Source organism: Pantoea sp. B270 (assembly GCF_018726825.1).
Taxonomy (GTDB): domain Bacteria; phylum Pseudomonadota; class Gammaproteobacteria; order Enterobacterales; family Enterobacteriaceae; genus Pantoea; species Pantoea dispersa.
On sequence record NZ_JAHCSX010000002.1, the window covers coordinates 71,950 to 98,764 of the forward strand.

The 26,815-nt window shown below is 53.4% G+C and carries 24 protein-coding genes and 1 pseudogene; 8 read left to right on the plus strand and 17 right to left on the minus strand.

The window, feature by feature from the left end; genetic code table 11:
• The first annotated feature begins 38 nt into the window (after window positions 1–38).
• Window positions 39–986 carry a sulfonate ABC transporter substrate-binding protein gene (locus tag KOL70_RS16645; protein WP_215481066.1) on the plus strand — a complete coding sequence of 316 codons (948 nt, stop codon included), beginning with the start codon at window positions 39–41 and terminating at the stop codon, window positions 984–986.
• Window positions 987–1,213: 227 nt separating this feature from the next.
• Here the strand turns inward: KOL70_RS16645 and KOL70_RS16650 are convergent, their stop codons facing one another.
• From KOL70_RS16650 to KOL70_RS16675, 6 genes are all read right to left on the minus strand, one after another.
• Complete coding sequence (locus tag KOL70_RS16650) at window positions 1,214–1,756, minus strand: hypothetical protein (protein WP_233210711.1); 543 nt, start codon at window positions 1,754–1,756, stop codon at window positions 1,214–1,216.
• Window positions 1,757–2,005: 249 nt separating this feature from the next.
• Window positions 2,006–3,151, minus strand: a complete 1,146-nt coding sequence (locus KOL70_RS16655) for an ABC transporter ATP-binding protein (protein WP_104093511.1) — start codon at window positions 3,149–3,151, stop codon at window positions 2,006–2,008.
• 24 nt (window positions 3,152–3,175) lie between these two features.
• Entirely contained in the window at window positions 3,176–4,003 is an 828-nt protein-coding gene (locus tag KOL70_RS16660; RefSeq protein ID WP_104093510.1) for a carbohydrate ABC transporter permease, read from the minus strand.
• Window positions 3,996–4,856 (minus strand): carbohydrate ABC transporter permease, encoded by an 861-nt coding sequence (locus tag KOL70_RS16665; protein WP_058775541.1) that lies wholly within the window; start codon window positions 4,854–4,856, stop codon window positions 3,996–3,998. Before KOL70_RS16665 ends, KOL70_RS16660 begins: the two co-directional genes overlap by 8 nt.
• Before the next feature lie 68 nt (window positions 4,857–4,924).
• On the minus strand, window positions 4,925–6,193 hold the full coding sequence (locus KOL70_RS16670; RefSeq protein WP_104093509.1) for a sugar ABC transporter substrate-binding protein: 1,269 nt from the start codon (window positions 6,191–6,193) through the stop codon (window positions 4,925–4,927).
• Between the two features lie 29 nt (window positions 6,194–6,222).
• Window positions 6,223–7,236 carry a Gfo/Idh/MocA family protein gene (locus KOL70_RS16675; RefSeq protein ID WP_104093508.1) on the minus strand — a complete coding sequence of 338 codons (1,014 nt, stop codon included), beginning with the start codon at window positions 7,234–7,236 and terminating at the stop codon, window positions 6,223–6,225.
• Between the two features lie 330 nt (window positions 7,237–7,566).
• On the opposite strand from KOL70_RS16675, the gene KOL70_RS16680 reads away from it, so the two are divergent.
• Entirely contained in the window at window positions 7,567–8,265 is a 699-nt protein-coding gene (locus KOL70_RS16680; RefSeq protein ID WP_104093507.1) for an N-acetylmannosamine-6-phosphate 2-epimerase, read from the plus strand.
• Window positions 8,262–9,131 (plus strand): N-acetylmannosamine kinase, encoded by an 870-nt coding sequence (locus tag KOL70_RS16685; RefSeq protein WP_072209026.1) that lies wholly within the window; start codon window positions 8,262–8,264, stop codon window positions 9,129–9,131. Before KOL70_RS16680 ends, KOL70_RS16685 begins: the two co-directional genes overlap by 4 nt.
• Window positions 9,132–9,142: 11 nt before the next feature.
• Here the strand turns inward: KOL70_RS16685 and KOL70_RS16690 are convergent, their stop codons facing one another.
• A complete protein-coding gene (locus tag KOL70_RS16690; RefSeq protein ID WP_058775537.1) occupies window positions 9,143–9,910 on the minus strand; it encodes a GntR family transcriptional regulator in 768 nt (255 codons plus the stop codon).
• 860 nt (window positions 9,911–10,770) lie between these two features.
• On the opposite strand from KOL70_RS16690, the gene KOL70_RS16695 reads away from it, so the two are divergent.
• The 4 genes and pseudogenes from KOL70_RS16695 (at window position 10,771) to KOL70_RS16710 (ending at window position 15,453) form a co-directional block, all read left to right on the plus strand.
• The gene (locus KOL70_RS16695) at window positions 10,771–11,124 is read left to right on the plus strand and encodes a hypothetical protein (protein ID WP_072208585.1); all 354 of its coding nucleotides are present in this window, start codon (window positions 10,771–10,773) and stop codon (window positions 11,122–11,124) included.
• A gap of 469 nt (window positions 11,125–11,593) precedes the next feature.
• The gene (locus KOL70_RS23630) at window positions 11,594–12,037 is read left to right on the plus strand and encodes a CPBP family intramembrane glutamic endopeptidase (protein WP_215481068.1); all 444 of its coding nucleotides are present in this window, start codon (window positions 11,594–11,596) and stop codon (window positions 12,035–12,037) included.
• Window positions 12,038–12,086: 49 nt separating this feature from the next.
• A pseudogene (locus KOL70_RS16705) lies at window positions 12,087–13,361 on the plus strand (HlyD family secretion protein).
• The gene (locus tag KOL70_RS16710) at window positions 13,354–15,453 is read left to right on the plus strand and encodes a peptidase domain-containing ABC transporter (RefSeq protein WP_215481070.1); all 2,100 of its coding nucleotides are present in this window, start codon (window positions 13,354–13,356) and stop codon (window positions 15,451–15,453) included. Before KOL70_RS16705 ends, KOL70_RS16710 begins: the two are co-directional and overlap by 8 nt.
• A gap of 114 nt (window positions 15,454–15,567) precedes the next feature.
• Here the strand turns inward: KOL70_RS16710 and KOL70_RS16715 are convergent, their stop codons facing one another.
• The 9 genes from KOL70_RS16715 to KOL70_RS16755 form a co-directional block, all read right to left on the minus strand.
• On the minus strand, window positions 15,568–15,954 hold the full coding sequence (locus KOL70_RS16715) for a VOC family protein (protein WP_104093502.1): 387 nt from the start codon (window positions 15,952–15,954) through the stop codon (window positions 15,568–15,570).
• Between the two features lie 165 nt (window positions 15,955–16,119).
• Complete coding sequence (locus KOL70_RS16720) at window positions 16,120–17,370, minus strand: MFS transporter (protein ID WP_215481072.1); 1,251 nt, start codon at window positions 17,368–17,370, stop codon at window positions 16,120–16,122.
• An 11-nt stretch (window positions 17,371–17,381) separates the two neighbouring features.
• Window positions 17,382–18,143, minus strand: a complete 762-nt coding sequence (locus tag KOL70_RS16725; RefSeq protein ID WP_132463501.1) for an ABC transporter ATP-binding protein — start codon at window positions 18,141–18,143, stop codon at window positions 17,382–17,384.
• Window positions 18,143–19,180 carry an iron ABC transporter permease gene (locus KOL70_RS16730; RefSeq protein WP_215481074.1) on the minus strand — a complete coding sequence of 346 codons (1,038 nt, stop codon included), beginning with the start codon at window positions 19,178–19,180 and terminating at the stop codon, window positions 18,143–18,145. The genes KOL70_RS16725 and KOL70_RS16730 overlap by 1 nt, the downstream gene beginning before the upstream one ends.
• Window positions 19,180–20,178, minus strand: a complete 999-nt coding sequence (locus KOL70_RS16735) for an ABC transporter substrate-binding protein (RefSeq protein ID WP_215481076.1) — start codon at window positions 20,176–20,178, stop codon at window positions 19,180–19,182. The genes KOL70_RS16730 and KOL70_RS16735 overlap by 1 nt, the downstream gene beginning before the upstream one ends.
• Window positions 20,179–20,467: 289 nt before the next feature.
• Window positions 20,468–21,670: an MFS transporter gene (locus KOL70_RS16740; RefSeq protein WP_058758697.1), complete on the minus strand. Its 1,203-nt coding sequence runs from the start codon at window positions 21,668–21,670 to the stop codon at window positions 20,468–20,470.
• Window positions 21,671–21,715: 45 nt separating this feature from the next.
• Entirely contained in the window at window positions 21,716–22,477 is a 762-nt protein-coding gene (locus tag KOL70_RS16745; RefSeq protein ID WP_058758698.1) for an SDR family oxidoreductase, read from the minus strand.
• Between the two features lie 56 nt (window positions 22,478–22,533).
• Window positions 22,534–23,349, minus strand: a complete 816-nt coding sequence (locus tag KOL70_RS16750) for an SDR family oxidoreductase (RefSeq protein ID WP_127835070.1) — start codon at window positions 23,347–23,349, stop codon at window positions 22,534–22,536.
• Window positions 23,350–23,500: 151 nt separating this feature from the next.
• Window positions 23,501–24,439, minus strand: coding sequence for a GlxA family transcriptional regulator (locus KOL70_RS16755; RefSeq protein ID WP_215481077.1), 939 nt, complete (start codon window positions 24,437–24,439; stop codon window positions 23,501–23,503).
• A 251-nt stretch (window positions 24,440–24,690) separates the two neighbouring features.
• Between KOL70_RS16755 and KOL70_RS16760 the strand changes: the two genes are divergently transcribed.
• Window positions 24,691–25,098, plus strand: a complete 408-nt coding sequence (locus KOL70_RS16760; protein WP_021508771.1) for a Rid family hydrolase — start codon at window positions 24,691–24,693, stop codon at window positions 25,096–25,098.
• Between the two features lie 55 nt (window positions 25,099–25,153).
• Here the strand turns inward: KOL70_RS16760 and KOL70_RS16765 are convergent, their stop codons facing one another.
• Window positions 25,154–26,794 (minus strand): FGGY-family carbohydrate kinase, encoded by a 1,641-nt coding sequence (locus KOL70_RS16765; RefSeq protein ID WP_104187689.1) that lies wholly within the window; start codon window positions 26,792–26,794, stop codon window positions 25,154–25,156.
• Between the last annotated feature and the right edge of the window lie 21 nt (window positions 26,795–26,815).

Here is a 26,815-nt window from a genome sequence, read left to right on the forward strand (position 1 = left end):
ACTTTGCCAGGATGGAGAAAAACCACGAGAGACGCCCCATGAAAGCACAACGTTTTGCCCTGAGCGCACTGGCACTCAGCTTCGGCCTGCTCGCCACGCACGCCTTTGCCGCCAACCCGGAAACCGTCACCATCGGTTATCAGAAAGCCAACATTTTTGCACTGCTGAAATATCGCGGCACGCTGGATGAGACCTTAAAAAAAGAGGGTATCGCGGTGCGCTGGGTGGAATTCCCCGCCGGCCCGCAAATGCTGGAGGGGCTCAACGTGGGCAGTATCGATCTGGCCGCCACCGGCGATGCGCCACCCGCCTTCGCGCAGGCGGCAAAAGCCGATCTGATTTATCTCGGACATTCACCCGCCAACCCTAAAACCGAAGCCATTGTGGTGCCGAAAGACTCACCCATCAAAAGCGTGGCCGATCTCAAAGGCAAACGCGTTGGCCTGAACAAGGGTTCAGACGTTAATTATCTGCTGGTGAAAGCACTGGAAGATGCCGGGCTGAGCTATAAAGATGTCACGCCGGTTTACCTGCCGCCGGCCGATGCGCGCGCCGCCTTCCAGAAGGGCGCAATCGATGCCTGGGTGATCTGGGATCCTTACCTGGCTGAGGTCGAAGCCAACGCCGGCGCGCGTGAAGTGCGCAACGCCGAAGGTCTGGTGCCGCACTACACCTTCTATCTTGCCAGCCGCCCGTTTGCCGAAAACCACCCGCAAACGGCTAAGCAGGTGGTTGACGAGTTGAGCAAACTGAGCAACTGGGCCAATCAGCATCAGGATGAAGCCGCCGCGATTCTGGCGAAATCCACCGGTCTGGATAAATCCATCTGGCAGACCACGCTGCAACGCCTGCCTTATGGCGCGTCACGCATGTCACCGCAGGTGTTTGCGGAACAGCAGGCGTTGGCGGACACCTTCACCCGCGTCGGCCTGCTGCCGGTGAAGGTTGATGTGCGCAGCGCGACCTGGTCGCTGGATAAGAAATAACCTCTTTAAGTTCTGGCGATTTGGCGCCCTGACCTGAAGCGGAGTAAGCCTGTTTTCCACGGCCGGACGGTAAGTTACCGCATCCTGCGGGAAAACGTATCGCCCTCCGCTTTTACGTCGATAAATCTTCACGAAAGTTCTTACATTGCCATATCCGAACGTTAACGGCTTATGTTAAGCATCATCCGACGGATTTCTGTATGTCCGCTTCTGGCATCAGGCTGGCATTAGCTTCCGCCAATAAGATGCTTACAAATCTTGTGTGCATCCCAGTTAGGTTGGGGAACTTGTTTAAATTCGCTGAACACCTGTGCTGGGGCGGTATTCACGCTAATGGGGTAACCTGCTGGAACTTCACGAACACCATAGTTCACCGCAAAGTAGTAACGCTTACCCGGCTGAGAAATGATAGGGATCCACTGCACACCAGTGTAGGTTGTAGACGTGGTCATAGTCACTACAGGATCTTTGGCATTGTAAATCTGCTGTATAGCAATTAGTTTGCCCGGTGGTACTTTTTGCACTATGAGTTTCTTACTCATATCCCACATATTAGGGCTTAGTTGAAAGCGCTCTATGCGATCATAGCATTCGCCTTTTTTCTCGTAGAACAAGATATAAAGCATCCCACTTTGCTCTTCCCTCTGTTGTATCACCACAGTGGCAGCATCTTTACCGCTATACGATTTGTAATTTAACGGCAGCAATGCAGAACAGCCTGAGAGCAAGAATGTTGAGGTCAAGACTGCTAAAGTAAGTTTGATATTCACCGCTCACATCCTGTTGATTTTATACTTATAAGCCAAAGGTATTAACGGCAGCCTCTTTGAAAACTTGATTTATGTTACAGGAAGCAGGCTGCGTACAGGTTCCATCTTTTCTCCATTAAGTCCCCTAATGGCTACCTGGCCACCTTCAGTTACATCACGCTGAGCGTCGGCCAGCCCATGTCAGTTTTCATCAGGATAAAAAAAACCGGGCAATCGCCCGGTTTTGTTTTTACAGATATCATCTGAGGCTTAAGCTGCAGCAAACTGTTTCTGTACGGCCAGGGCTGTGCGGCGGAAGGCCACGCCTTTTTCATCAAACAGATGTGCGTGCTGTGGCGGGATCATCAGCCCAACGTCATCACCCAGGCTCAGCTCCAGCTCTTCCGCATGTTTAACCAGAACAGGATCGAAGCCTTCTACCGCAATGTAAAAGTAGGCGGCTTCCCCCAGATGCTCGATGTGCTGGATCTGACCTGTAAAATGCGCCTCAGACTTATTGCACAGACGCAGATGCTCAGGACGAATGCCTACTTTCACCTTCTCACCGGACTGCGCCACGGCAGTATTGACCTCAACATCAATGACCTCTCCTGCATGACCCAGCCGGACTTTGCTGCTCTGCGCGCTGCTATTGATCAACTCTGCAGGAAGGAAGTTCATTTTGGGTGAGCCGATAAAGCCGGCGACAAACGCATTGACCGGGTGGTGATAGAGTTCAAGCGGATGACCCACCTGCGCAATTGAACCTTCATTGAGCATGGCCGCGCCACTGTTCAGCAGCACAATCTTATCGGCAAGCGTCATGGCTTCAACCTGATCGTGCGTGACGTAAATCATCGTATTGCCAAGTTTATGGTGCAGCCTGGCGATTTCCACACGGGTAGCTACACGCAGCGACGCGTCCAGATTCGACAACGGTTCGTCAAACAGGAACACCTCCGGGTTACGCACAATCGCGCGCCCGATGGCCACGCGCTGACGCTGCCCACCGGAGAGCGCTTTCGGAAGACGCTGGAGTAACGGCTCAAGCTGCAGAATTTTGGCCGCATTCAGCACGCGAGACTCAATCTCCGCCTTTTCGGTTTTAGCGAGCTTTAGGTTAAACGCCATGTTGTCGTAAATAGTCATGTGCGGATAAAGCGCGTAGCTCTGGAATACCATCGCTACACCGCGATCGGCGGGTGCCAGCTTATTGACGACCCTATCGCCGATGCGAATTTCACCCGAGGAGATGGTCTCCAGCCCGGCGATCATACGCAGCAGCGTGGACTTACCGCAGCCTGATGGCCCGATAAACACGCAAAACTCGCCGTGTTTAATTTCAAGATCGACCTGATTGATAACCTGCGTATCGTGAAAGCGCTTAAACACATTGCTCAGACGTATACCTGACATAATTCAATACTCCTCTCTTCTGAGCTACTTGACGCCGCCCATGGTTAAACCGCGCACCAGATGTTTTTGTACCAGCAGACCGAGCACCAGCATCGGCAGCATCACCAGGGTTCCTGCCGCAGTCAGCGGCCCCCACTCTGTCCCCTGGAAGGTTAGGAATGAGGTGATCGCGACTGGCAGCGTCTGTGTAGAGTCGCCAGAGAGCGTCAGGACAATCTGGAATTCATTCCAGATAAAGAACAGCGTCAATACGCCTGATGCGGCCAGGCCGGTTCTTGCCAGCGGCAGCATGATACTGCGAAACACGCGCCATTCGCTGGCACCATCAACGCGCGCCGCTTCACGAATTTCAGGGGGAATATCTTCAAAGAAAGTAGTGATCATCAGAATGGTAAATGGCACGTTAGCTACGGTGTAAACCAGAATCAGCACCAGATAGTTATCCGTCATGCCAAGCTTCGTAATGAGGTAATACACCGGGATAACCAGCATAATGACCGGTGCGTAGCGCAGGCTCATGATGAACTGCTTAGCCTGTCCTTTTCGCTCAATAAAGAACACCAGTCCGTAGGCAAAGAGCGACCCGAATACCAGGCACAGGAACGTTGAGACCAGCGAAATCAGCAGACTGTTACCGAATGCGCGAATGAAATCGCCATTGCTCAGCACCTGCCGATAGTTGTCCAGAATCGGCGTAAACCAGAGCTTTGGTGGCATGGCGAAGGCATCTAAGTACGTTTTAAATGACATTGTCACGAGCCAGTAGATCGGCAGCAGGAAAAACGCCAGTATGACCATCAGCACCAGCCAGAAGCCGGTTCTCCGGCAGATTAACTTCAGTGAATCACTCATCTTTCATTACCTTCTTACTGGCGAATGACAGCACCACGATCACCAGCAGCGTGTTGATGATGGCGATCACCACCGCTGCGCTGATACGAAAATCCTGGAACCCGGTGAGGTAGGCGTACATGTTGGTGGTTTCCGTCGCCAGGGCCGGGCCGCCACGGGTCATCACATAAATCAGGTCAAAAGATTTGAATGCATCAATCATGCGCAGGAACAGCGCCATGAGAATAATGGGCTTCATCATCGGCAGCTTGATGAAGGCCAGCAACCGCCAGCTACGTGCACCATCCAGCTCTGCCGCTTCAAGAGGTTCATTTGGTAACGCGTCCAGCCCTGCGGATACCAGCAGGATAATGAAAGGCGTCCACTGCCAGATATCCGCCAGAATCAGCGAGGCCATTGCTGTGCCGGGATTGCCTAACCAGTCAATTGGCGCGATGCCAAACATGCCCGCGATCCAGTTGAACAGCCCGGCATTAGGATCGTAGAAAATACGCCAGATAAGTCCCGCCACGATGGGGGTCACTATCATGGGTAAAAGTAACAGCGCTCGTACCAGCTTGCGGCCAAAAAAGTCGCGGCTGATGAACAGCGCAATAGCACTGCCGAGTACCAGCTCTGCCACCGTGGATCCCGCCACATAGACCAGCGTATGCCACAGGGAGAGCCACATGCGGGGTTCTTTCAGCACCTCAATGAAGTTCGCCAGACCGATGAAATCAAACGGCGGTGGCGACATCAAATCGATGTCATACACGGACAAATAGATGGCGTAACCCAGCGTGTAGAACGAAACCAGCAGCAATACAATCAATAAAGGCAGTGTAAACGCCTGCTGCGTGAGTTTTGCTTTCATAGTTTTACCTGGATCTGCGTAAGAAATTCATTTCCCTCAGCACGCCTGAACGCACTGAGGGAGAAAGGTTAACGAGACAACGCTTTATTGTTACGGGTGTTCGCTGCCTTAAGTGCGCTTTCAACAGACTGGGTGCCAGCCAGCGCTTCAGACAGGGCAATGCCGGTGATATTGATGATCTGCGTAGCCTGCGGCACGGTAGGCAGATATTTCGCGTTTCCGTTCTTTAGAGCAGCAAGCATGCCGTCCTTGAAAGCGCCATAGCGCTGAGCAAAAGCATCACTGTTAATGGCGCTGAGCGAACTCACACCAGCGTTCGGATTCAGCTCAACTGATTTCATCTGCGTCTGGCTGGCGGTTGCCCAACTGATGAATTTCCAGGCGGCATCCTGATGCTTACTGTCACTGTTGATGAACATACCGTGAACCTGAAGTGCGCCGCTGTTCCCCGGATGATCACCCGGCTGTGCAGGTACCGGGGCATAACCGACTTTCCCGACGACTGAAGATTGTTTCGCGTCTTCATTGAAACCACCATTCACGGTAGAGTCGATGGTCATCGCCGCTTTGCCCTGCTGGAACACCAGACGGTTTTCCTGCCAGCCAAAGTTAGCCGCACCAATCGGGCCGTAATTCTTCAGGATATTCACGAACGCATTTGTAGCTGCAATCGCCTCGGGTGATGAGATGGCAGACTTGCCGTTACTGTCGATCCACTGGCCGCCGTAGCCCCACAGGAAGGCAGCCCACGCAAAGGTGTTCTGAATACCCTGTGCGCCGCGAAGAGTGATACCCGCGACCTGACCGTTCGTTTTCTCCTTGATGGTTTTAGCGGCTGCGGTCAGCTCATCAAAGGTTTTCGGCACGGCGATACCGTACTGCTCAAACAGGTCTTTGCGATACATCAGGAAGGTACTCTCCCCGTATACTGGCAGGCCATAATAAGCATCTTTATAGCGCAGCGTATCTGCATAGCTCGGTACCAGATCCGCTTTGTCATAAAATTTGGTATCACTCTTCATCCACTTATCAACGGGTGTGATATAGCCTGCCGAGGCGTAACCCACGGCGTGAACCCAGTCGTCCATAACGACATCGTAACGTCCGCTGTGCGAGGAGAAGGCCAGCAAGGCTTTAGAGGTAAGATCGTTGTAAGGTACAATTTCTGCCTGAACCTTAATACCGGTCTCTTTTTCGAATTCCGGCAAAAGCGCTTTGATGGAATCACTGGTGCTGTGTCCTTCAAGCAGTACACGAAGGGTTTCCTCTGCGCTGGCGTTACCTGCCAGCAGAAGTGTGCCAATAACACCTGCAATACCCATTTTTTTTATGCTCATCTCATCACCTGGTTTATTCAGTCAGAATGTCAGACCCGGACGATTTCGCCGGTACGGGCGGAGTCCATAATGGCAAGCGTAATGCGCAGCGCCTCGTTAGCTTCTTCACCGGTCGCGACTGTCGTCGTGCCGTTGCGGACATCACCGAGGAACGACATCAGCTCTTCACGCAGGTCGCCTTTGATTTCACCCTGGCTCAGCGGCCAGTGCTGGGTGTCGATATAACGGTTAGCCGTTTCGGACGCGTGATACAGTCCTGACTCACCGCATTCAATTTCAATCAGCCCTTTTGTCGACAAGATCGACATTTTGGCATCGAGCAGCGTGCGTGAACCGGCCGGCAGTGCCCAGGAGCTTTCCAGATTCACGACGGTGCTGTCCGCGAAGCGAATGATGGCGAACACGGAATCTTCGGTACCCAGATGGCCAAGCAACTTGTTGGTGGTCTGCGCATACACGCTCACCGGCTGGGTGTGCTTCAGCAGCCACAGGATCATGTCCACGTCGTGCACCGTAACGTGCAGCGGCAACGGCAGGCTGCCACCGTAACGGGCCGGACCTTCAATTGCCGGGCTGTTACGACGAGCAGTAATGTGGCTGACTTCGCCTGCGCTACCGGTCGCCAGAATTTCCTGAGCACGGGAGTAGCGCGGGTCGAAACGCAGCAGGAAGCCAATACCCAGCTTCACGTTGGCATCGCGGGCAGCGCGGATGATGGCTTCGCCGTCTTCCATCGTTGCGGCAATCGGTTTTTCCAGGAAGATGTGCGCACCTACTCTGGCGGCCGCGAGGGCCGGTGCCACGTGGAAATCATCCTTGGTGCAGATGCTGACGATGTTGGGTTTTTCATGATCCAGCATCTGATTAAAATCTTCATAGCAGTTCAGCTTCGGGATCCACTCCTTCAGCGCTTCACTGCGGGACAGGTCCGGGTCGGCCACGCCAACCACATCAACGCCATACATCTGCTGCCAGATGCGGGCATGCATTGCTCCCATGAAACCTGCGCCAATGACGCATACTTTAATAACGCTGTCTGTCATTTCACTTTCCTCAGTACCTGGTTTGAAAACTACATAACGTTCCCGTGGCATATCAGGTGATTCAAATAACATGCCAGAATAAGTCCAGATCAATACCAAAGTAAAAATTAGTTGCATATCAACGCAATCAGCGTTAAATCAATATTTTTGCAACATATTTAACCTGTTATAACGCCTAATCCTGACTGCTGTCCAGCACGATCATGGTGCTTTTGGTCAAAATCAGAGCACCATCACGGTGCGAGAAGTATGTCTTTAAAATACCAATTTACAGATCTGGTATTATTGTGGTTATCTGATGGGTAATTGCAAAACCAACAGGAACGGAAGATGACGCTCGATGTGAATAAACTTAAAAATCAGTTGGTTGTTTCGTGCCAGCCCGTAACTGGTGGGCCAATGGATCACGTCGACATCGTGGTCGCGATGGCGCGTAGCGCAGAACTGGCAGGCGCGGGTGCCGTGCGTATCGAAGGTGTGGAGAACGTGAAGCAGGTTTCTAAGTCGCTGGAAATCCCGGTGATTGGTATTGTGAAGCGTGATCTGGATGATTCGCCGGTGCGCATTACACCTTTCCTGCAAGACGTTGTTGATCTGATAGCTGCCGGAGCCAGCATTATTGCAGTGGATGCTACCGATCGTCAGCGCCCGGTTCCCGTTACAGATCTCTATAAGCTTGGCCGTCAGTCAAATGTGTTACTTATGGCCGACTGCTCGTCACTGAAAGATGGCATTGCTGCCGCTGAGATGGGCTTTGATTTTATTGGCACCACCCTCTCAGGTTATACCGATGAAACTGCCGATCAGCCGATGGATCGACCAGACCTTGAACTCATCTCAGCGCTGGCAGCTCGCGGTTATCGTGTGATGGCGGAAGGCCGTACCCGCACGCCGGATCACGCCGCAGCAGCGCTGAAAGCAGGCGCGTTTGCAGTAACGGTCGGATCTGCCATCACCCGCGTCGAGCACATCACTGATTGGTACAAAGCAGCACTGGCTGACGTGATTAAGGGGAGAACAACGGCATGATACTGGCGCTGGACATTGGCGGGACAAAACTGTCCGCCGCATGGATTGAGGGGCAGGAATGTATTGCTCGCAGGCAGGTACCCATGCAGCATGATGAGGCGGGTTTTCTGGCGGCGTTACGCGAGGTCACCCAATCAGACTATCCAGTTGAGCGCGTGGCTGTTGCCGCAACGGGTTATTTGCGCGAAGGCCGCGTGTGGTCGGTTAATCTCAACACCATCCCCTTCTGGAAAGGTTTTGCGCTGGGCGAAGTGCTGGAGAAGCAGTTTAACTGTCCGGTGATCATGCTCAATGATGCACAGGCTGCGGCATGGGGAGAGTACCTTCCACGCCAGCATAATCGTACAGATCTGCTTTTCATTACCCTTTCTACCGGGGTCGGAGGTGGCCTCATTTGCGACGGGAAACTACGGATTGGTCCGCAGGGGCTGGCCGGACATATCGGGCATGCGACGGTGAGCGTTGCACCGCTGGATCCGGACGCAGGGCGCTGTGGTTGTGGACGCACGGGTTGTCTGGAACATATCGCTTCCGGCACTGCCCTTGCCCGCCAGGCCACGGCACTTTTTGGCCGCCGGATCGACAGCCGCGAACTGTTTTCCCTGGCGGCAGATGAACCACAGGCCAGTGCGATCCTCGATAACGCAGCCACGGCTGTAGCACAGGCCATTGCCGATACGCTCATGGTTGTAGACATCCAGGAGGTGGTGCTGGGTGGAAGCGTAGGTCTGGCAGAAGGCATGATAGCGCGGGTTAATAAGGCACTTCAGGCCTTCCCGGCACTGTTTAACCTGCCCGTGACGGCAGCACTGGGCGAGGGTGATGCCGGTTTACTGGGCGCTGCTGACTGGGCACAGCGCAATTAGATGGCACTGGTTTACTGGCCCGACGAGATATCTCGCTGTAGCTCAACCAGAAAGTCGTAACTGTCGCCCCGATACCAGGTATGGGTGTATTCAATCGGCCGACCATCTTCCAGATAGCAGTGGCGTTCTACGTGTAATGCCGGGCTGTGCGCTGGCATATCCAGCAGATGGCTGTGTTCGCGGTTCAGCGGTTCTGCACGAATACGCTGAAGCGCCCGAGCAGGCATGAACCCATGCAACTGAAACACGGCATACAGGGAATCTTTCAGTTCATTCATATCCGGAATAAATGTCTGTGGCACAACCGCAATTTCAACGGCCATCGGACGATCGTCGACAGTTCGCAGGCGCTTCAGACGCCAAACCAGCGCGCCAGGAGAGAGGTTGAGCGCAATGATTTCCGAAGGCGATGCGTGCGTCAGCTCTTTCTCAAGCCATTGGGCACCTGGTTGATAGCCACGTGAAATCATGTCCTCACTGAAACTGGTCAGCGATGACAGCGGCTTTTCGACTCTGCCAGCGACCGTACTGCGTGCACCGCGTCGCTGAATAATGATCTGCGCATTCGCCAGTTCGCTCAATGCCCGGCGCACCGTCACGCGAGACAGGTTCAGTTGTTCGGACAGCTCGCGTTCGCTTGGAATGGCGTATCCGGCTTTCAAATCACCGCGGGTGATCATGTCGCGAAAACCTTTCTCGAGGCGAAGATACAGCGGGCCGACGGCACGATTTGTATCGTCACAGTAAGTTTTCAGTGTCTCGATGAATTTCGTATCCATGCTCAGCCGTCCCTTCCTCATGAGAGTTCAAAGATACCTGATGTTTACCTGCTGGCATAGGGATGAAACTCCCGTTTTAACAAAACTGGTATCCTCTGGTATGGTTCGCGTTATTTTAACAGGATGCAGCAATGATGAGGGGCCGCGAGAAGATCCCGGCATTCATGAAGAATAATGAAAGGTCGAAAAACTACCAGTTTGACCTGCCGGATTCAGGCCAGACATTTCAGCTACTGATCCGGCTGAAGACTTAAAACAGCACAGGTAGCGTCGCACTGGCCGTCTGCTGGCTTGCCGTTGAATACAAGTTCCCCATCGCCGTAAGTTCGCGGATGATTACTTCAACCCGCAGCATGGCACCCACCTTAGCGCTCAGCGATCCGGAGGTAAGCGAGCCTTCCCGTCCTGCCCCCTATTGCCGCAGCGCCCATATACGGCGAGCGCCATAAATAGTACGAATTGCGCCCTCACTCATAGCCATGCTCTCCCCAAAAAATAGATTTTATCTTCCAGTCACATGTTAAAAAAAACCGAAAATAGGAGAGAATGTATAGCAGTATATATTTCTAAAAATGAGTGATAAATCAAATAACTGCTTAAAATCTAAGAAACTACATGTAAGCAAAAGAAATAATTTCCGTATAAAACCGTAAAATTATGAATTAACAGGAAACCGTTAAACAGAAACGTTATTCAATTACGCCAGATAAAATCACCAAAAAGATAAATTAGCAAAATCACACCAGTTTTGTCTTGTTTTCATAAAAATAAAAAAGTTGAAAGTAAATTACTCACGGTGTATTTGTTTGTCTGGCAATGTTTTTTATTAAGCTCACCACAGCCATAAACAGGAGTTATTTATGAAAGTAATCGCAAGAGACCTTTTAGACGAAATATCTGGAGCCGGGGGTCGTAACGATTCCTCCTATAGCTCAGGGCGTAATAACACCAGTAATAAGGGTGGCTCGAGTTCAGGATCCAATGGTAATCCCCGATATAATGAATCAGGCGTGGTAAACTGTAATAATGGTATTATTGGCGGAGCTATTTCCGGTGCAGCCGGGGGAATCGGTGGTGTAGCATTGGGCATAGCGGGTGGCGCATTTGCTGGCGGCTGCTTTACAGGAAGCGGTAACGGTGGAAATAACTCTGGTAATAATAGCTCTTCTGGAAGCTGTAACTCCGGTGGAATGGGTGGCTCCTGCAGCCGTTAAAAATAATCACCCGCCGCTTCTTTTGCGGCGGGTATTAAGGAGGATTAATTGAAACTTATCATAAAAAATATTATTTTATTTTCATCAATAATGACTGGCTTTTTGTTTCTCAGTGGTGCAGGTATCTTCCCAGGATTCAACACCTTTAAACCTCCCGTTTAATTATCCAGGTTAGTCATCACTATCAGCTCATTAATATCTTTTGTGTTGCTAGGCGGTAAGATTATAAAGATTTTATTTAAAGATGATATAAAAGCACATGGTAACATTAAATGAACAAAAAAGATGGATATTTATTCTTATCTGTTTTTATTGTTATGGTTATTCTTACCGGGGCTCCACTGCTTTTACCTGAACAGTTAAGAATGATGTCGATCGTGTCTGGTATGTTTTTCCCATTGATGTTCACGGTGGAGATCCTGGTTATTACACCTCTTTATTTTTTTTGAGAGAAAAAGAAGGTTTTGGGGTGGGAAATTTCAACCTGAAAGATTTCATCCTTTATTTATCCATTATTTTGATTATACAGTTCATCCTCCCAAAACTGTTCTTCGAAGAAGAAACCTATGACAGTCATTCTGAGACAATCCTGCCTGCAATCACCTTTATTTTTATACAAATATCTTATATTTTAATGGCGCCTGTTTATGAGGAAATTGCAATCAGAGGTGCGCTATTCGGATCACTGACCATTTTTCTCAAAGCAAAATTCCCTGCGACAATTTTATCCTCTCTGATCTTCGCCGTTTTACATACTCAGTATTCAGGCTACAAGCCATTAATCATTCTTTTTTTTGTTTCATTAACGCTTACAGCAGCGAGAGTTCGGTCAAAGGGATTATTATTGCCAGTCATACTGCATGCGCTGATGAATTGTATCATCATAAATAAAAGCTATATTTTTGGCAGTTAAATGAAAAAGGATTTCCCACCATATAGTATACTTTTATAAGGAGATGACATTGTTTCGCAGGGAGGCGGTTGATTATCAGAGGATGAGATTGCGTGGCCGGACACTGCTGCTTCCCGGAATCCCTTTTTGGGCAGTGGCGAGCCTGTGTTTCTTTTTTATTGCAGCATTTTTGACATTCATTATCGCCGGAACCTATAGCCGCAGGATCAACGTCTCAGGTGAGATATCGACTTATCCCCGCGCTGCAACTCTCTACTCCGGTGTTCAGGGTACAGTTGTAAAACGATACGTTCACGAAGGGCAATCAGTTGAGGCAGGCTCGCCCGTATACCAAATTGATGTAAGCAAAAGTACACGTAACGGTGTCATAAGCGAAAATGAACGCAGGGATATTGACAACTAGCTTAACCGGATTTCACAGATAGTCAGTCGCCTGGAAAGCAATAAGAAAGCTACGCTGGACATGTTAGAGAAGCAAAAAGAACAATACATCTCAGCCTTCATGCACTCTACGAATATTCTGCGTCGCGCACAGGAAGGGCTCCGTATCATGAAAGAAAATATGGATAACTATCGCCAGTATCAGAAGCTTGGACTCGTTAACAAAGAACAACTCATTAGCCAGGTAGCTCTTTATTACCAGCAACAGAACAGTCTTCTCGGTTTGTCAGTTCAAAATGATAATAATTCTCTTCAGATAACGTCACTGGATAGCCAGATCCATACTCAGGCAGCCGATTTTGACAATCAAATCTATCAGATGGAACTACAGCGCTTTGAACTTCAAAAAGAGCGAACCCGTATTGATGCCGATGACACCATTATCGTGCGGGCACTAGCCGCTGGTCGTATAGATTCGCTGAGCGTTACAGTGGGACAAATGGTTAATCCGGGTGATAGCCTGCTACAGATTACTCCAGAAAAAATAGAATATTACGCTCTGGTGCTTTGGGTCCCTGATAACGCCATTCCTTATATTAATCCCGGTGACCGGGTCAATATTCGTTATGAGGCTTTCCCAGTAGAGAAGTTCGGCCAGTTTGCCGGCACGGTTTCTGTTATCTCAAGAACGCCTGCATCGCTGCAGGAAATGCACAGCTACCGAAGCGCTCCCTCATCCGCTTTAAACACTGTTTCTCCCTATTACAAGGTCATCGTCAGGCCTGAAATGCAGGAAGTCAGGTATGTCGGAAAACGACTGCGCCTGGAAAATGGCATTCAAGCGCAGAGCACAATGTTTCTGGAGAAAAGGAAAATCTATCAATGGATGATCGCCCCCTTCTACGATATGAAGGTCAGTACTTCAGGACCAGTCAATGAATAGAATGACCTTTAAAACTTTGGTCGCGAAGTTGGAAATAAAGTTACGCAACCGACTGCCGATGATCCACCAGACCGAGTCTGCTGAATGTGGCCTTGCCTGCCTGGCAATGATCTGCGGACATTATGGCAAGAATGTGGACCTGATAGCGCTCAGGCAACAGTTTAATCTGTCATCTCGCGGTACTTCGCTATCCGGACTGACGGATATGGCTGAACAGTTGGGAATGAAAACCCGCCCTCTTTCGCTCGACATCGACGAGATTGGGGCTCTGAAGATGCCGTGCATTTTACACTGGGAATTTAATCATTTTGTAGTGCTGGTCAGCGCCAGGAACAATCGCATGGTGCTACACGATCCGGCGCGCGGACGGCGGACGGTTAGCCTTAAAGAACTTTCGCAGAGTTTTACCGGTGTGGCGCTGGAAGCCTGTCCTGGGAGTAATTTTACTGCCGAAAACGTCCTCAACAAAATTAGCCTCAGATCCCTTATTAGCAGCGTACACGGTCTAAAGCGAGCGCTCGGTAAAATATTTTGTCTGTCGCTGGTGTTTGAAACCATCAATCTGGTAATGCCGATCGGTACACAGCTGGTAATGGATCATGCCATACCGGCAGGAGACAAGAGTTTACTGACGGTAATCTGCGTCGGACTGATTTTTTTCATCCTGCTTAGGGCCGTAGTCGGTATGGTACGCGCCTGGTCAGCACTAATTATGGCAACGCTTATAAACGTGCAGTGGCAATCCAGCCTCTTCAGTCATCTGTTATGTCTGCCGCTCAGCTATTTTGAGCGACGTAAGATGGGTGATATCCAGTCACGATTTAGCTCACTGGATACGCTGCGCAACACTTTCACCACCAGTATAGTCGGTGCCATCATGGACAGTATCATGGTCATTGGAGTGGTGATTATGATGGTGCTTTATGGTGGATGGCTGACCTGGATTGTGATGGCATTTACCGTCCTTTATGTATTGCTGCGCCTGCTAACTTATGGACGCTACCGACAGCTGTCAAAAGAATCACTTGTCAGAGAAGCTCGTGCCAGTTCTTACTTTATGGAAACGTTATACGGCATTGCCGCTGTAAAAATACAGGGAATGGGACGGCGTCGCGCCGCCCACTGGTTAAACCTTGAAATTGACTCAATTAATACCAGCATTCGCATTACTAAAATGGACATGCTGTTTGGCGGTATCAACACATTGATTATTGCCTGCGATCAAATTACTGTGCTTTGGCTGGGTACGAGTCAGGTTATCGATAACCAAATGACTATCGGAATGTTTGTTGCATTCGGTGCTTTTCGGGGACAATTCTCTGATCGCATCAGTTCACTGACGGAGTTTGTATTACAGCTGCGCATGATGAGCCTGCATAATGAACGCATTGCCGATATTGCACTAAATCCGCGGGAAAATCATAAACCTGACCGCTATTACGAAACAGGGTTAAAGCCTTTAGGACTGGAGACCCATGAAATTAGCTATCGTTACGACACTCAGTCACCTTACATATTTCGTAAAATGAATATCTCAATCCTGCCGGGGCAGAGCGTGGCAATCACGGGCCCTTCCGGGGCAGGAAAATCTACGTTACTTAAAATATTATGCGGGCTATTTTCCCCCGACAGCGGAAGAGTAGAGATAGAGGGTGTTGATATTCAGCAGATTGGAATCAATAACTACCATAAAATGATCGCCTGCGTCATGCAGCATGACAAGCTGTTCAGTGGTTCAATCAGGGAAAATATCTGTAGTTTTGCAGACGAGGCTGATGAAGTCTGGATGAAAGAATGCGCCCGCGCCAGCTACATTCATGAGGTGATTATGCGTATGCCGATGGGTTATGAAACTCTTATAGGCGAGCTGGGTGAAGGGCTTTCTGGCGGACAAAAGCAACGCCTGTTCATTGCGCGAGCACTTTATAAAAAACCATCAATTTTGTTTCTGGATGAGGCGACAAGTGCGTTGGATAATGAGAGTGAAGCGATGGTGAACCGGGCAATCAGAGAGCTCAACATTACCAGAATCATTGTCGCACACAGGGAAAGTACGATCGCCTCAGCTGACAGAGTTATTACTCTGGATTGATCGCAGTTGGATATCGTCAACAAAAGGATTCATGGTGCTTTTCGTCATTTATCATGTCTGCTTAGATTAAAAGCAAACAGATACAAACAGCAACGTCGCACTAATTAGTCCCCTCTAGCCCCACGCCCTGTTTTGCATCACCACCCGGTACCCGTCGGGATCAACGAAGGTTTTCCCATTCACATCCCAGTAAGGATTGAAAGAGTTCGTCCGTTTAAAACCCGCTTCGATCATGGTTTCGCATGCCAGCTTCCATGCATTTTCATCCGGATAATAGAGGACGAGGAGATCGTCTTCGGTTGGCGAGGGTATAACGGGATGTCCCGGGCAGCAGGTGAATTCGAGGTGCCAGTCGAGGTCTTTTCGCCCCAGCATCACGCCATTGAAACCGTCGTGATCGTGGAATTCGGCAATTTTTTGCAGACCCAGTCCCTGACTAAACATCAGAACCGATCGTTCAAGCTGGGAGACGGGTCTGGCAATGCGCATGTGCGTAAACATCTGGCTTGACTCCTGAAAACGTTTTTCTGGGTGTTGTTAACCAGGTAGAGTTTACACATGATCGGGCTGGTCATTTGTCGATGAGAGCCTGCGCAACATTCCCTGCCCGCGTTGTGCACGTCATGCTACAGCACCGCGGCGGTATAACCCGAATGGCAGCAACGGTTATTCAGGTTTCCCGACCGGCGCACTGCGCAGCGGGCGACAAATCACGCTCATGGCAACGGCGCTGCACAGGGGAAACAGTGCCAGCAGCAGCCAGGGATAAATAGCCTGCGTTGAAGGGACAAGCGCGTTGTCCAGCAGCGGTCCAAACATTAAATTGCCGGCCAGCACCGCGAAGCCGCCGGCGGTGGCCAGGGCGCCGTAATGTGCACCCAGCGTCGCGGGGTCGGCAAACCGGGGAATCAAATCCTTGGCCGACGGCACCAGCAGCATCTGGCCGAATGTCAGAAAAGTCACCAGACACACCGCAGGGATTAACCGCAGCCAGCCGTCAGGCGGCGTGGTTGACGCGAACAGGGCCACGCTGGCAAACGCGGCGGAGAGCAACAAAAAACCCACCGGTAAAACTTTTACCGTCCCCACGCGTCGTGCAAAGCGCGCCAGCGGCAGCTGAAAAGCGATAATCAACACCGAGGCCAGCATAAAGAGCGGGCCGAGATCTTTCTCGCTGCCGCCTGCTCGCCGAATCTCCACTGGCAACGCCAGATACAGCTGGTTGTAGCTCAAAAGCCACGAGCTGTAAGCCACGATGAAAGCGACAAAACGCGGCTGGCGGAAGGTCATCCACCAGGAGACTATTTTCAGCGCCTGTTTGCTGTTACCTGTAGCAGGGAGAAAAAAGTACAGCACAATCAGCGCGATGACAAAGACCGCGGCCCCTGCCAGCGCCACCTGGCGAAAACCGAATCCGGTCAGCAGTGCGCCAGCCACCGGGCCCAGTACGGCACCGAGTTCGCCGCACACCGCAAACAGTGCAAACCACTCCGCGCGGCCGCGCATGCCTTTGGCCTCGCTTTGCGTTCCCGCTTTGGCCAGCAGCGCTTCGATCGACGGGGAAAACAGCGCACCGCCGATGCCCGTCAGACATGCACCCAGAATGATCGGCCACAGCGATTGCCCCAGCGCCAGCAACAGATAACCCGCAATCCGGACCAGACAGCCACACAGGATAATGATCTTTGCGCCGTAACGGTCAGAGAGCGCCCCACCGAGAAGAAACATCCCCTGCTGGGAGAACGTGCGTAATCCCAGAATCAGCCCGATAACGCCGCCGGAGAGCAACATATCATCGCGTAAGAATATCGCCAGAAAGGGAACGACCGCGTAAAAGCCAATGTTGAAAACAAACTGGCTGCCCAGCAAAACGCCCGGGCGCAGGGTAGAGACAGGACGCAGCGAGAACGGAAGCATGCTACCTGACCCTAAAGAATGAAATGAATGTGCTTCTTGCCATGGAAACGGGAGATCTCAATTTTGGTTTTCACCCGGAATACCTGCCAAAGCAGCGCCTCGGTCAGGATATCCTGCGGCGTGCCGGTTGCGATGATTTGACCGTTCTGCATCACGATCAGCGAATCACAGAACATCGATGCGTGGTTGAGATCGTGAATGGCGACAATGCTGGTAACCGGTAACTCGCTGATGAGCTGCATTAATTGCATCTGGTGATGGATATCCAGATGGTTGGTCGGTTCGTCCAGCAGAATTTCGCTCGGCGTTTGCGCCAGTGCGCGGGCAATGTGCACACGCTGACGTTCGCCACCGGAGAGACTCAGCCATCCCTGCTCACTTTTCTCCAGCATGTCCACGCGCTGCAGAGCGGCCGTCACAGTCTCGTCATCGTGCGCGCTCCAGTTGGAGAATGGCGAATGATGCGGAATGCGCCCCAGTTTCACCACATCGCGCACACGCATGTTGGCGTCAGTCATGCCGTGCTGCTCGACGAATGCCACCCGGCGGCCAAGCTGTTTGCGGGCGATGCGGGCGATATTTTGCCCGTCCAGCGTCACATTGCCGGCATCCGGGCGCCGCAGGCCGGCGAGGATGCGCAGGAGGGAAGATTTGCCGCAGCCATTTGGACCAATCAGCCCTACCGTTTCACCACGGGAAATGTGCAGCGATACGTTATCGACGATGACCTTTTTTCCGACCTTCCAGCTAATGTTGTCAGCGGAGATACTCATTATTTATTCCCCGAACGCCAGATAATCACCGCAAAGAACGGTACGCCAACCAGCGCGGTCACCACGCCTACCGGCAGGCTTTGCGGGGCAATCAGCAAGCGTGACGCGATATCTGCCAGCACCATCAGAATGGCACCGGCCAGTGCGGTGGCAATCAGCAATGTGCGATGCAGCGGACCAAAGAAGAAACGCATGACATGCGGCACCACTAGGCCAATAAAACCAATCGAACCGGCCATGCTGACGATGGTGGCAGTGATAAGCGCGGTGGTGATAAAGAGCGCAAGGCGCACCTGAGGCACCGCAATACCCAGCGAGGCAGCCGCATCGTCACCAAAGGTGAACGCATCCAGCGCCCGGGAATAGTAGAGGCAAATGGCCAGTCCGAAGGTCACCACCACCAGCACCAGCTGGAGTTCCGGCCAGCGCACGCCACTGAAGCTGCCCAGCAACCAGAACATCACATCGCGCGCCTGCTGCGCACTGGCAGAGGTGCTGATGGTATAAGCGGTGATGGCATTAAACAGCTGGGAAGCCGCAACGCCAGCCAGGATGGTGCGTTCATTACCGCCGCGTGCCCCTTTCGTCAGAAAAGCGACAAAGGCAAAGGCGGTGAAGGCGCCGGCGAAGGCTCCCGCCGACAGCGAGACGGCTCCGCTGCCGATGCCCAACACCACGACAGAAACCGCCCCGGTGGAGGCACCGGCAGAGACACCGAGCACATAAGGCTCAGCCAGCGCATTCTTCAGCAGGCTTTGCAAAACGGCACCGCAAATCGCCAATCCAGCGCCACAACACGCTGCCACCAGCGCCCGGCTCAGGCGAAAGTCCCAAATCACACTTTCGTAGATGCGGCTGAGGGGAACGTGCGTTAGCCCCATTTTATTACTGATGGCATAAAAGACGCTTTTTAGCGGGATCGACAGCTCCCCGACGCTGACACCGGTCGCAATCACCAGCAATAATAACGCCACGGCAGCCACCAGCGAGGCGGTCAGGAACAGCCCCTGTCGCGCCTGAACAACAGCGATGGTCATCAGTTCAGTTCCAGTTTTCTCAGCTGCTCACCCACCTGTTCGGCTCCGTAGATAGTGCGGATGGTCGGGTTCATGGCCTGGCCGTCCATCACCACGATGTGGCCTTTTTTCACCGCATCCAGCTGGCTGACGGCGGGATCGCTTTTCAGGAATTTGATTTTCTCTTCGGCCTTATCCAGCGCCCAGCGATTGCGATCGAGACTGGAGACCACGATCACATCCGGATTGGCAGCAATGATGCTCTCCCAGCTGACCGTCGGCCATTCGGTTTCTGACGTGATGGCGTTGTGCCCGCCCAGTACGTTAGCGATGAATCCGGATGGACTGTTTTTACCGCCCACATAGGCATCTGCAGACGGTGACGAGCTTGAGAACCAAAACACAAACGAGAGATCTTTCTTGCTGCTACCAAACTCCTGACGCAGTGCCGCTTCACGCTTTTTGAAATCGGCAATCACCGCCTGGCCACGATCTTCCACGTTGAAAATTTTGGCGAAGTCCTGAATCTCCTGATACAGGTACGTCATATCCCACAACTGCTGGCGACTGCCATACATATCCCCTGCGGCTTTTTTGGTGGCGCACATTCCTGGCGACACATAACTGTTTACGCCAAGGGTGATTAAATCTTCGCGTTTTGCCACCTTGCTCTCGGGTCCCAGCAGCAGCGGCGTCTGGGCAGGAACGAAGCCCGGGTTTTGCGCCAGCACGGATTCAAGGGTGGGGATTTCAACCGTCAGCGTTTTGATTTTTGCATTCTGTTCAGCCAGCTGTGGCAACACTTTAGTCGGCCAGAATGCACTGGCGATGACCTTACCCTGCAGGCCGAGCAGCAGCAAAATTTCTGCGGTATTTTGCCCCAGCGCCACCACGCGCTCAGGCGGTTTGGTAAAGGTCTCTTTATAGCCGCAGTTTTCAATCGTGAGAGGATAGGTGGTGGCCAGCGCAGAGCTAACCGATGCAAACACCAAACATAACGTGCAGATGACCTTTTTCATTTACCCCTATCCCCATTGATATTGTTTTGAGAAGCCCGCGCCGCTTTAATGCAAATGAAACTCATTAACGAAGCGGGCTTTTATACAATGGGCACTTTAAGGTGTCAACGGGAGATTGTTTCCCTGAGTTATCATCGTCATGGGCCTGCCGGGATCGCATACCGGACGTTCGGTAAAAGCCTGTCCGCAGCCAGCCGGTCCCCTTCCCTGCTGGCGTCACGTATTTAATACGCAGAGCATGCCAGGCCAGCATTCGCTTCGCGGCACCGGGTAAGAGGCGTCCACCGATTCAGGCCTGACGCTGACCGCACTCAGCGATGTTTACCGGTTGCCTGCGCTTTTCTGACAGCTGCAGACTGACCATCGCCAGCAGAATAAAGGCCACCGACATGCCGATCAGCCCGTAAAAGCCGGCCAGTGGATATATCCATGATGCGACCGCCGAGCCAAAGCCGATACCGCCAAACATGAAGGCACTGGTCAGCGCCAGCGCAATGCCGCGATGGCGGACTGATGCCAGCTCGACGATCCGGCGCTGCTGGCTGGGCCAGAGCAGATCGGTGGCAAACGCCCAGACCACCAGTGCCGCCAGCAGCACGCCCAGCGCTTTCGGCAGCACGGCGATCAGCGCCGTATCGACGATGAGCAACGTCATGCCGCTCAGCAGCAGCTTCTCAGCGGTAAAGCGTATCGCCGCGCGGGTGACCCAGAGATTGCCCAGCACCCCGGCAACGCCCAGCACGGCCAGCGCTGCGGAGACCGCATGCGTGCCGCCAGTGTAGGTGTCGCGAATGAGCGGCGCGATAAAAGCGTAAAAGCTGTAAACGCCGGAAGTAATAAAAAACACTACCAGGAAAGCCGTCAGGTATTTGCCATCGGCCAGCACGCCGGCCATCTCACGCAGGCGGATGCGCGTCCCGGCACTGTCATCCGGCACCGTCAGCAAAATGTTCAGCCCGCTCAGCAGACTTAGCAATCCGACCAGCACAAACAGGGCTTTCGCGCCCCACAGGCTGGCTACCCAGGCGGCGAGCGGAATACCGGCAAGGCTTGCCATCGATACCCCGAGCAGCACCATGCCGATGGCCCGGCCGCGCTGCTGTTCATGGACCAGTTCGGAGCCCAGCGCAACCAGCACCGGACCGATGAACCCGGCGCCGGCCCCCATCAGGATGCGTGAGGCGAGCAGTGCGTTGTAGCCCGGCGACAGCACAAACGCGAAGGCGCCCAGGCTAAACAGTGCAATGCCGGTGAGCACCAGCCGGCGACGGCGCAGGTGACCAAACAGCACCTGTACCAGCGGAGCCGCCAGCGCGAAGGTGAGTCCGAAAACACTCAGTAAGCGCGCACTCTGCGCATCAGTCAGCTGCCAGGCAGCGGATATGGCGGGCAGACTACCAGCCACAGAGAGCGCGCCGGTAGCCTGTACGAAGTAGGCAATGCTCAGCGCACGCAGCGCGCGGCGCTGGGAAGAGGTGATGACAGCGTTCATTATTTCTCTCCGGCATAAACTTCAGGGGCGCTGCCCCTGAAATGTTTACTGAACAGGAATCGGGTTATTCGCCACAGACTGGTTGAACTGATTCACCAGCGTATGCTCGTTCGCGCCCGGGTTATCGCGCACCGGCAGCACGCGGTCGACAATCGCTTCGATGGTGTCGGTACCCAGCTTTTCAAACGTCTCGCTGATGAAGTCGTCCAGCGGCATGGCGCGCGGGTCGCCGCTTTTATAAATCAGATCGGTATCCACCCACGGCGGTGAAATTTCGATGACCTGCACGCCGGTATCACGCAGCAGGAAGCGCTGCGACAGGGTATAGGAGTGAATTGCGGCCTTGGTGGCCGAGTAAAGCGCGTTGGTCGCCAGCGGCAGGAAGGCCAGCACCGAGCTGTTGTTAATCAGCACCGCGTCCGGCTGCTGCTTCAGGTGTTCGATAAACGCTGCACTGACGCGTACTGGTCCCAGAATGTTGGTGTTGAGCAGCGTCACCGCCTGCGCGTCATCCAGTTCGCCCGCCGCGTTGTCAAACGGCATGATGCCAGCATTATTGATGACCACGTTCAGGGCCGGATAGCGTTCCAGCACGTGGTGTGCGGCGGCCTGAATGCTGTCGGCGCGCGTGACGTCCAGCACCACATAGTCCATGCCCGGACTGGCGGCGGTGACTTCCTGCAGCAGCGCCTCGCGGCGTCCGGAGATAATCACCTGGTTGCCCAGCTGATGAAATTTTTCTGCCATGGCGCGGCCGATGCCAGAAGTGCCGCCCGTGATGAAGATGGTGTTATCGGTCAGTTTCATGATCTGATTCCTTAATGGGACAGTTATTGGGATTGCGATTCTGAATAAGGGGGCGTTCAGTGCACAGAGACGGGCCGATAGCGTTCAGCCGGCGCGTCGCTGCCAAGGTGCGGCATCATGGCCTGACGCGCCTGCTCATAGCGGGTCCAGAGCGCTTCGTCCTGCAGGGACGGAATGGTAATGAGCTCGCCGCGGGCGAAGCCGGTGAGCGCCGCATCAACCATCTCCTGCGCGCTCATGACGATGTTCGGGTCAAGCTGGTCAACCGGCAGACCGCCGTTATCCCAGAACGGCGTCGCGGTAGCGCCAGGCAGTACGGCCTGCACCTGAATCCCCTTACCGGCCAGTTCATGGTGCAGCGACTGACTGAACGCCAGCACGTAAGCCTTGCTGCCGCCGTAAACACCGTTGAGCAGCTCAGGCGCAATGCTGACGATCGAGGCGATGTTGATGATGGCGCCGCGTCCGCGCGCCACCATGCCCGGCACCAGCGCATAGGTCAGGCGGGTCAGCGCGATGACGTTGAGGTTAATCATGGCGTTCATCTGCGCCACGTCGCTGTCCAGCAATGGGGTATGGGTGCCGATGCCGGCGTTATTCACCAGCAGCGTAATGCTCGCGTCCTGACGCAGCTTTTCTTCCAGCGCGTTCAGCTGTGCGGCATCGGCCAGGTCCGCGGTGATGACTTCCACGCTGCGACCGCTGTCGGTGGTGATGTGTTCAGCCAGCTGGTTCAGACGGTTGTGATTGCGGGCCACGATGATCAGGTCATAGCCCATACGTGCCAGGCGGCCGGCGTACAGTGCGCCCATACCGGTAGAGGCACCGGTGACAACGGCAGTGCCGCGGTTGGTGTGTGTCTGCTGCGTCATGATATTCACCTTGTCAGTTATCGGGTTGGTGAATTCATAGTACGCAGTCGCGCACCGGCGCGGCTGACGAGAAAGGTCGTGATTTCGGACAACATGATGACCGGGATGCCGGCCATCATAATCAGAGGGCGTTCAGGAGGGACAGCGCGCGTCAGGCTTTACCGGTACGCAGCGACTGCGGCGGGATGCCGTAACCGCGAATGAACACTTCCCGCATATGTCGACGATCGCGGAAGCCGGATTCACGGGCTATTACCTCCATCGGTAGCCTGCTCTGCTCGATCAGCAAGCGGGCGTTTTCCAGTCGTAATCCCTCAATGGCTTTGGCCGGCGACTTGCCCGTCTCAGAACGGAACAGGCGGCTGAGCTGCCGCGCGCTGAGGTGAACCGCATCCGCAAGGTCTTCGATGGTCAGCGCTTTGTTGAGATTGTTGCGCGCATATTCCAGCGCCGACTGCAGCCGGTCGCTGCGCGGAGAGAGCATCAGCATCTCAGAGTGCTGCGTCTGTCCGCCGGAGCGGCGGTGATGCATGACCAGCAGGTGTGCCACGCTGCGCGCCACTTCGGTACCGAGATCTTTCTCCACCATTCCCAGCGCCATATCCAGTCCGGCGGTGAGTCCCGCCGAGGTCCAGATGTGATCGTCAATAATAAAGATGCGGTCTTCTTCTATCCGCGTCGTCGGGTGCAGCAGTTGCAGACTCTGGGCATGTACCCAGTGCGTAGTGGCGCGGCGCTCCGATAACAGACCGGCCTGACCCAGCACGAACGCGCCGGTGCAGATCCCGGCCACCCGCCGGGCACGGGGAGCCTGCGCCTGCAGAAAATCAACGATACCCGGTGTGGCCGGCAGCTCCAGCGGCGCCATCACGCCCGCGACCAGCCAGGTATCCATTTCCAGGTCGGCATGAATCGGCTGGCTGTCGACGCCGAAGCCGGCAGAGGACTGCACCGTGCCACCGCGCTCTGAATAAACCGTGCAGTGATAAAACGGTTCGCCGCTGACCTGATTGGCAAACTCAAAAATGCTCAGCGTGGATAATCCCAGAACCTGAAAATCATCGGAAATCAGTAAACCTACCCGGTGCATCGTCGTCTCCTTCAGTCGTCCGGCACCGTCTGCCACACTGTGTCCGGCCTGATCTTAAGCAGGGTGAGCGATGACAATAACCCGATTTCGTTCAGCGGTATCACCTGCGGAAAAATAAAAAAGGCGATGACACCGACCTGCTGCGGATCTTCTGCGCCGTTTTATGTTAAGAGTACCCGATCGGGCAGTTCGCCAGGCATACGATTTTAAACAGGCGGCCATTGCCCAGGTCATCAATCAGAGAAAAAACCATGAAAAAATCGATCGTTCCTGAAGAATTTCAGCACTATTACCATGACTGGCACTTCTCTCCCGTTATCGAAGCCGATGGCACCCTGTATCTTTCCGGGGTGACGGCAGCGCGGAAAGACAAACCGATAAGTACCCACCCTGAAGAACAATTCCATGATGCGTTTTATAAGCTGGGTGTGTATTTAAACGCTGCCGGACTGGACTATGAACATATACTGGAGATGACCACCTTTCATATCGATCTTAAAAAACACATCGGGGTATTTTCCAAGGTCAAAGATGTGTATATCAAAGCCCCCTACCCGGCATGGTCTGCCATCGGCGTGTCAGAGTTCATTCCGGAAAACGCCCTGGTGGAAATGCGGATTGTGGCGAAAAGGGTGCTTCAGGCGGATGGGCAAAAATAACCGCAACCGCCGCTTACGTCACAGGGCTGTGATTACAGCCCTGCTTCTTCGGCAATTATTCGACTTTTCCCTGCATCAGCTGCCGGTATTTCATGCTGTCGTGGTACATCTCATGGAATACACGGTATTTACGGTCGTAATACTCTTTGATTTTGTTGGTCTGCGGCGTGATGGTCTTACCGATGCGGCTCATGGCGGCCATCGCTTCGGGTAAAGAGTCGTACGCACCCGCCGCCACGGTGCCCATCATGGCGCTGCCGAGCAACATGGCTTCACTCTCTTCCGGTAACAGCATTGCGCAGCCCGTCGCGTTGGAGTGCTCCTGCACAAAGATTGGATTTTTGGTGCCGCCCCCGCTGGCCATAATGGTATCAATGCAGTAACCACTCTGGTTCATGGTCTCAATAATGTGGCGAGTGCCAAGCGCCAGCGCCTGAATGGTGGCGAGATAATGCAGCGCCATGTCTTCCGGCGTGCGTGACAGTTTCAGGCCAGTCAGCGTGCCGGTCAGGGTCGGATTGGCACGCGGTGAGCGGTTGCCATGGAAATAAGGCAGCATATGAATGTCTTTGGTCAGGAAGGCAATATTCTCGGGTTCTCCCGCCATCTTGCGCAGTATGCCGTTGAGCACTTCATAGATGGTTTTGCCGCTGTCTTTGCCCTGCTTGAGCAGATCCTGATAACACGGATGCGACTGAATCACATGGTCAATCAGCGCGCCGGTGGTGGATTGCCCGCCTTCGTTCAGCCAGTAATCCGGCAAAATCGCCGAATAGTACGGCCCCCAGATGCCGCCGATATAGCGCGCGCTGCGCGACATCGCCATATGGGCCGTGGACGTGCCGCCAATCAGCGCGATGCGGTTGTCAAAATCCGCTGATTCGCCGGATGCGCCGCTGGCACCGAGAATACCGAGGCTGCCGGCGTGCGCATCAATAATCGAAACGCTGACCGCCGTGCCCGCCATTAACCCCATCTCTGCGGCGGCGCGCTGCGTCAGGCCATGCCCCAGCGGCTCACCCATGGTTTTCACTTCGCTGCCGATCTTTGCCGCGTTGTTTTCCAGTAAATCCTCCAGGCCAATCTGGCGGAAATAGCTCGGATCCCAGCGGTCTTCATGGCCGATATAGGTCCATTTGCAGACGGTTGAGCACAGCGATCGCGTAGTATCCTGGGTGGCACGCCAGGTGAGGAAATCCGGCAGGTCGAAAAGATGCCCGACGTTGCTCCAGGTGGTCGGCATGTGCTGTTTCAGCCACAGCAGTTTGGGGGTCTGCATTTCCGGCGAGATAATCCCGCCGACAAACTCCAGCACGCGATGGCCGGTGGCATTGATGCGTTCTGCCTGCGTGATAGCGCGGTGATCCATCCAGACAATAATGTTCTGCTCGCTGCGCCCGGTCGGGCTGACGGTCAGCGGTTTTCCTTCTTTATCCAGCACCACCAGCGAACAGGTGGCGTCAAAACCGATGCCTTTCACCTGAATCGGGTTGATATCCGCCTGACTGACCACGTCTTTAATCGCGTTACACACGGACTGCCAGATCTCATCAGAGGATTGCTCAACAAAATCAGCTTTCGGGCGGTAGAGCGTGATCTCCCGGCTGGCCTGGCCGAGCATACGGCCAGTCATATCGAAGACGCCCGCGCGGGCGCTGCCGGTTCCTACGTCGACGCCAATAAAATAACTCGCCATGTTCTTTCCTTTCTTGAAAAG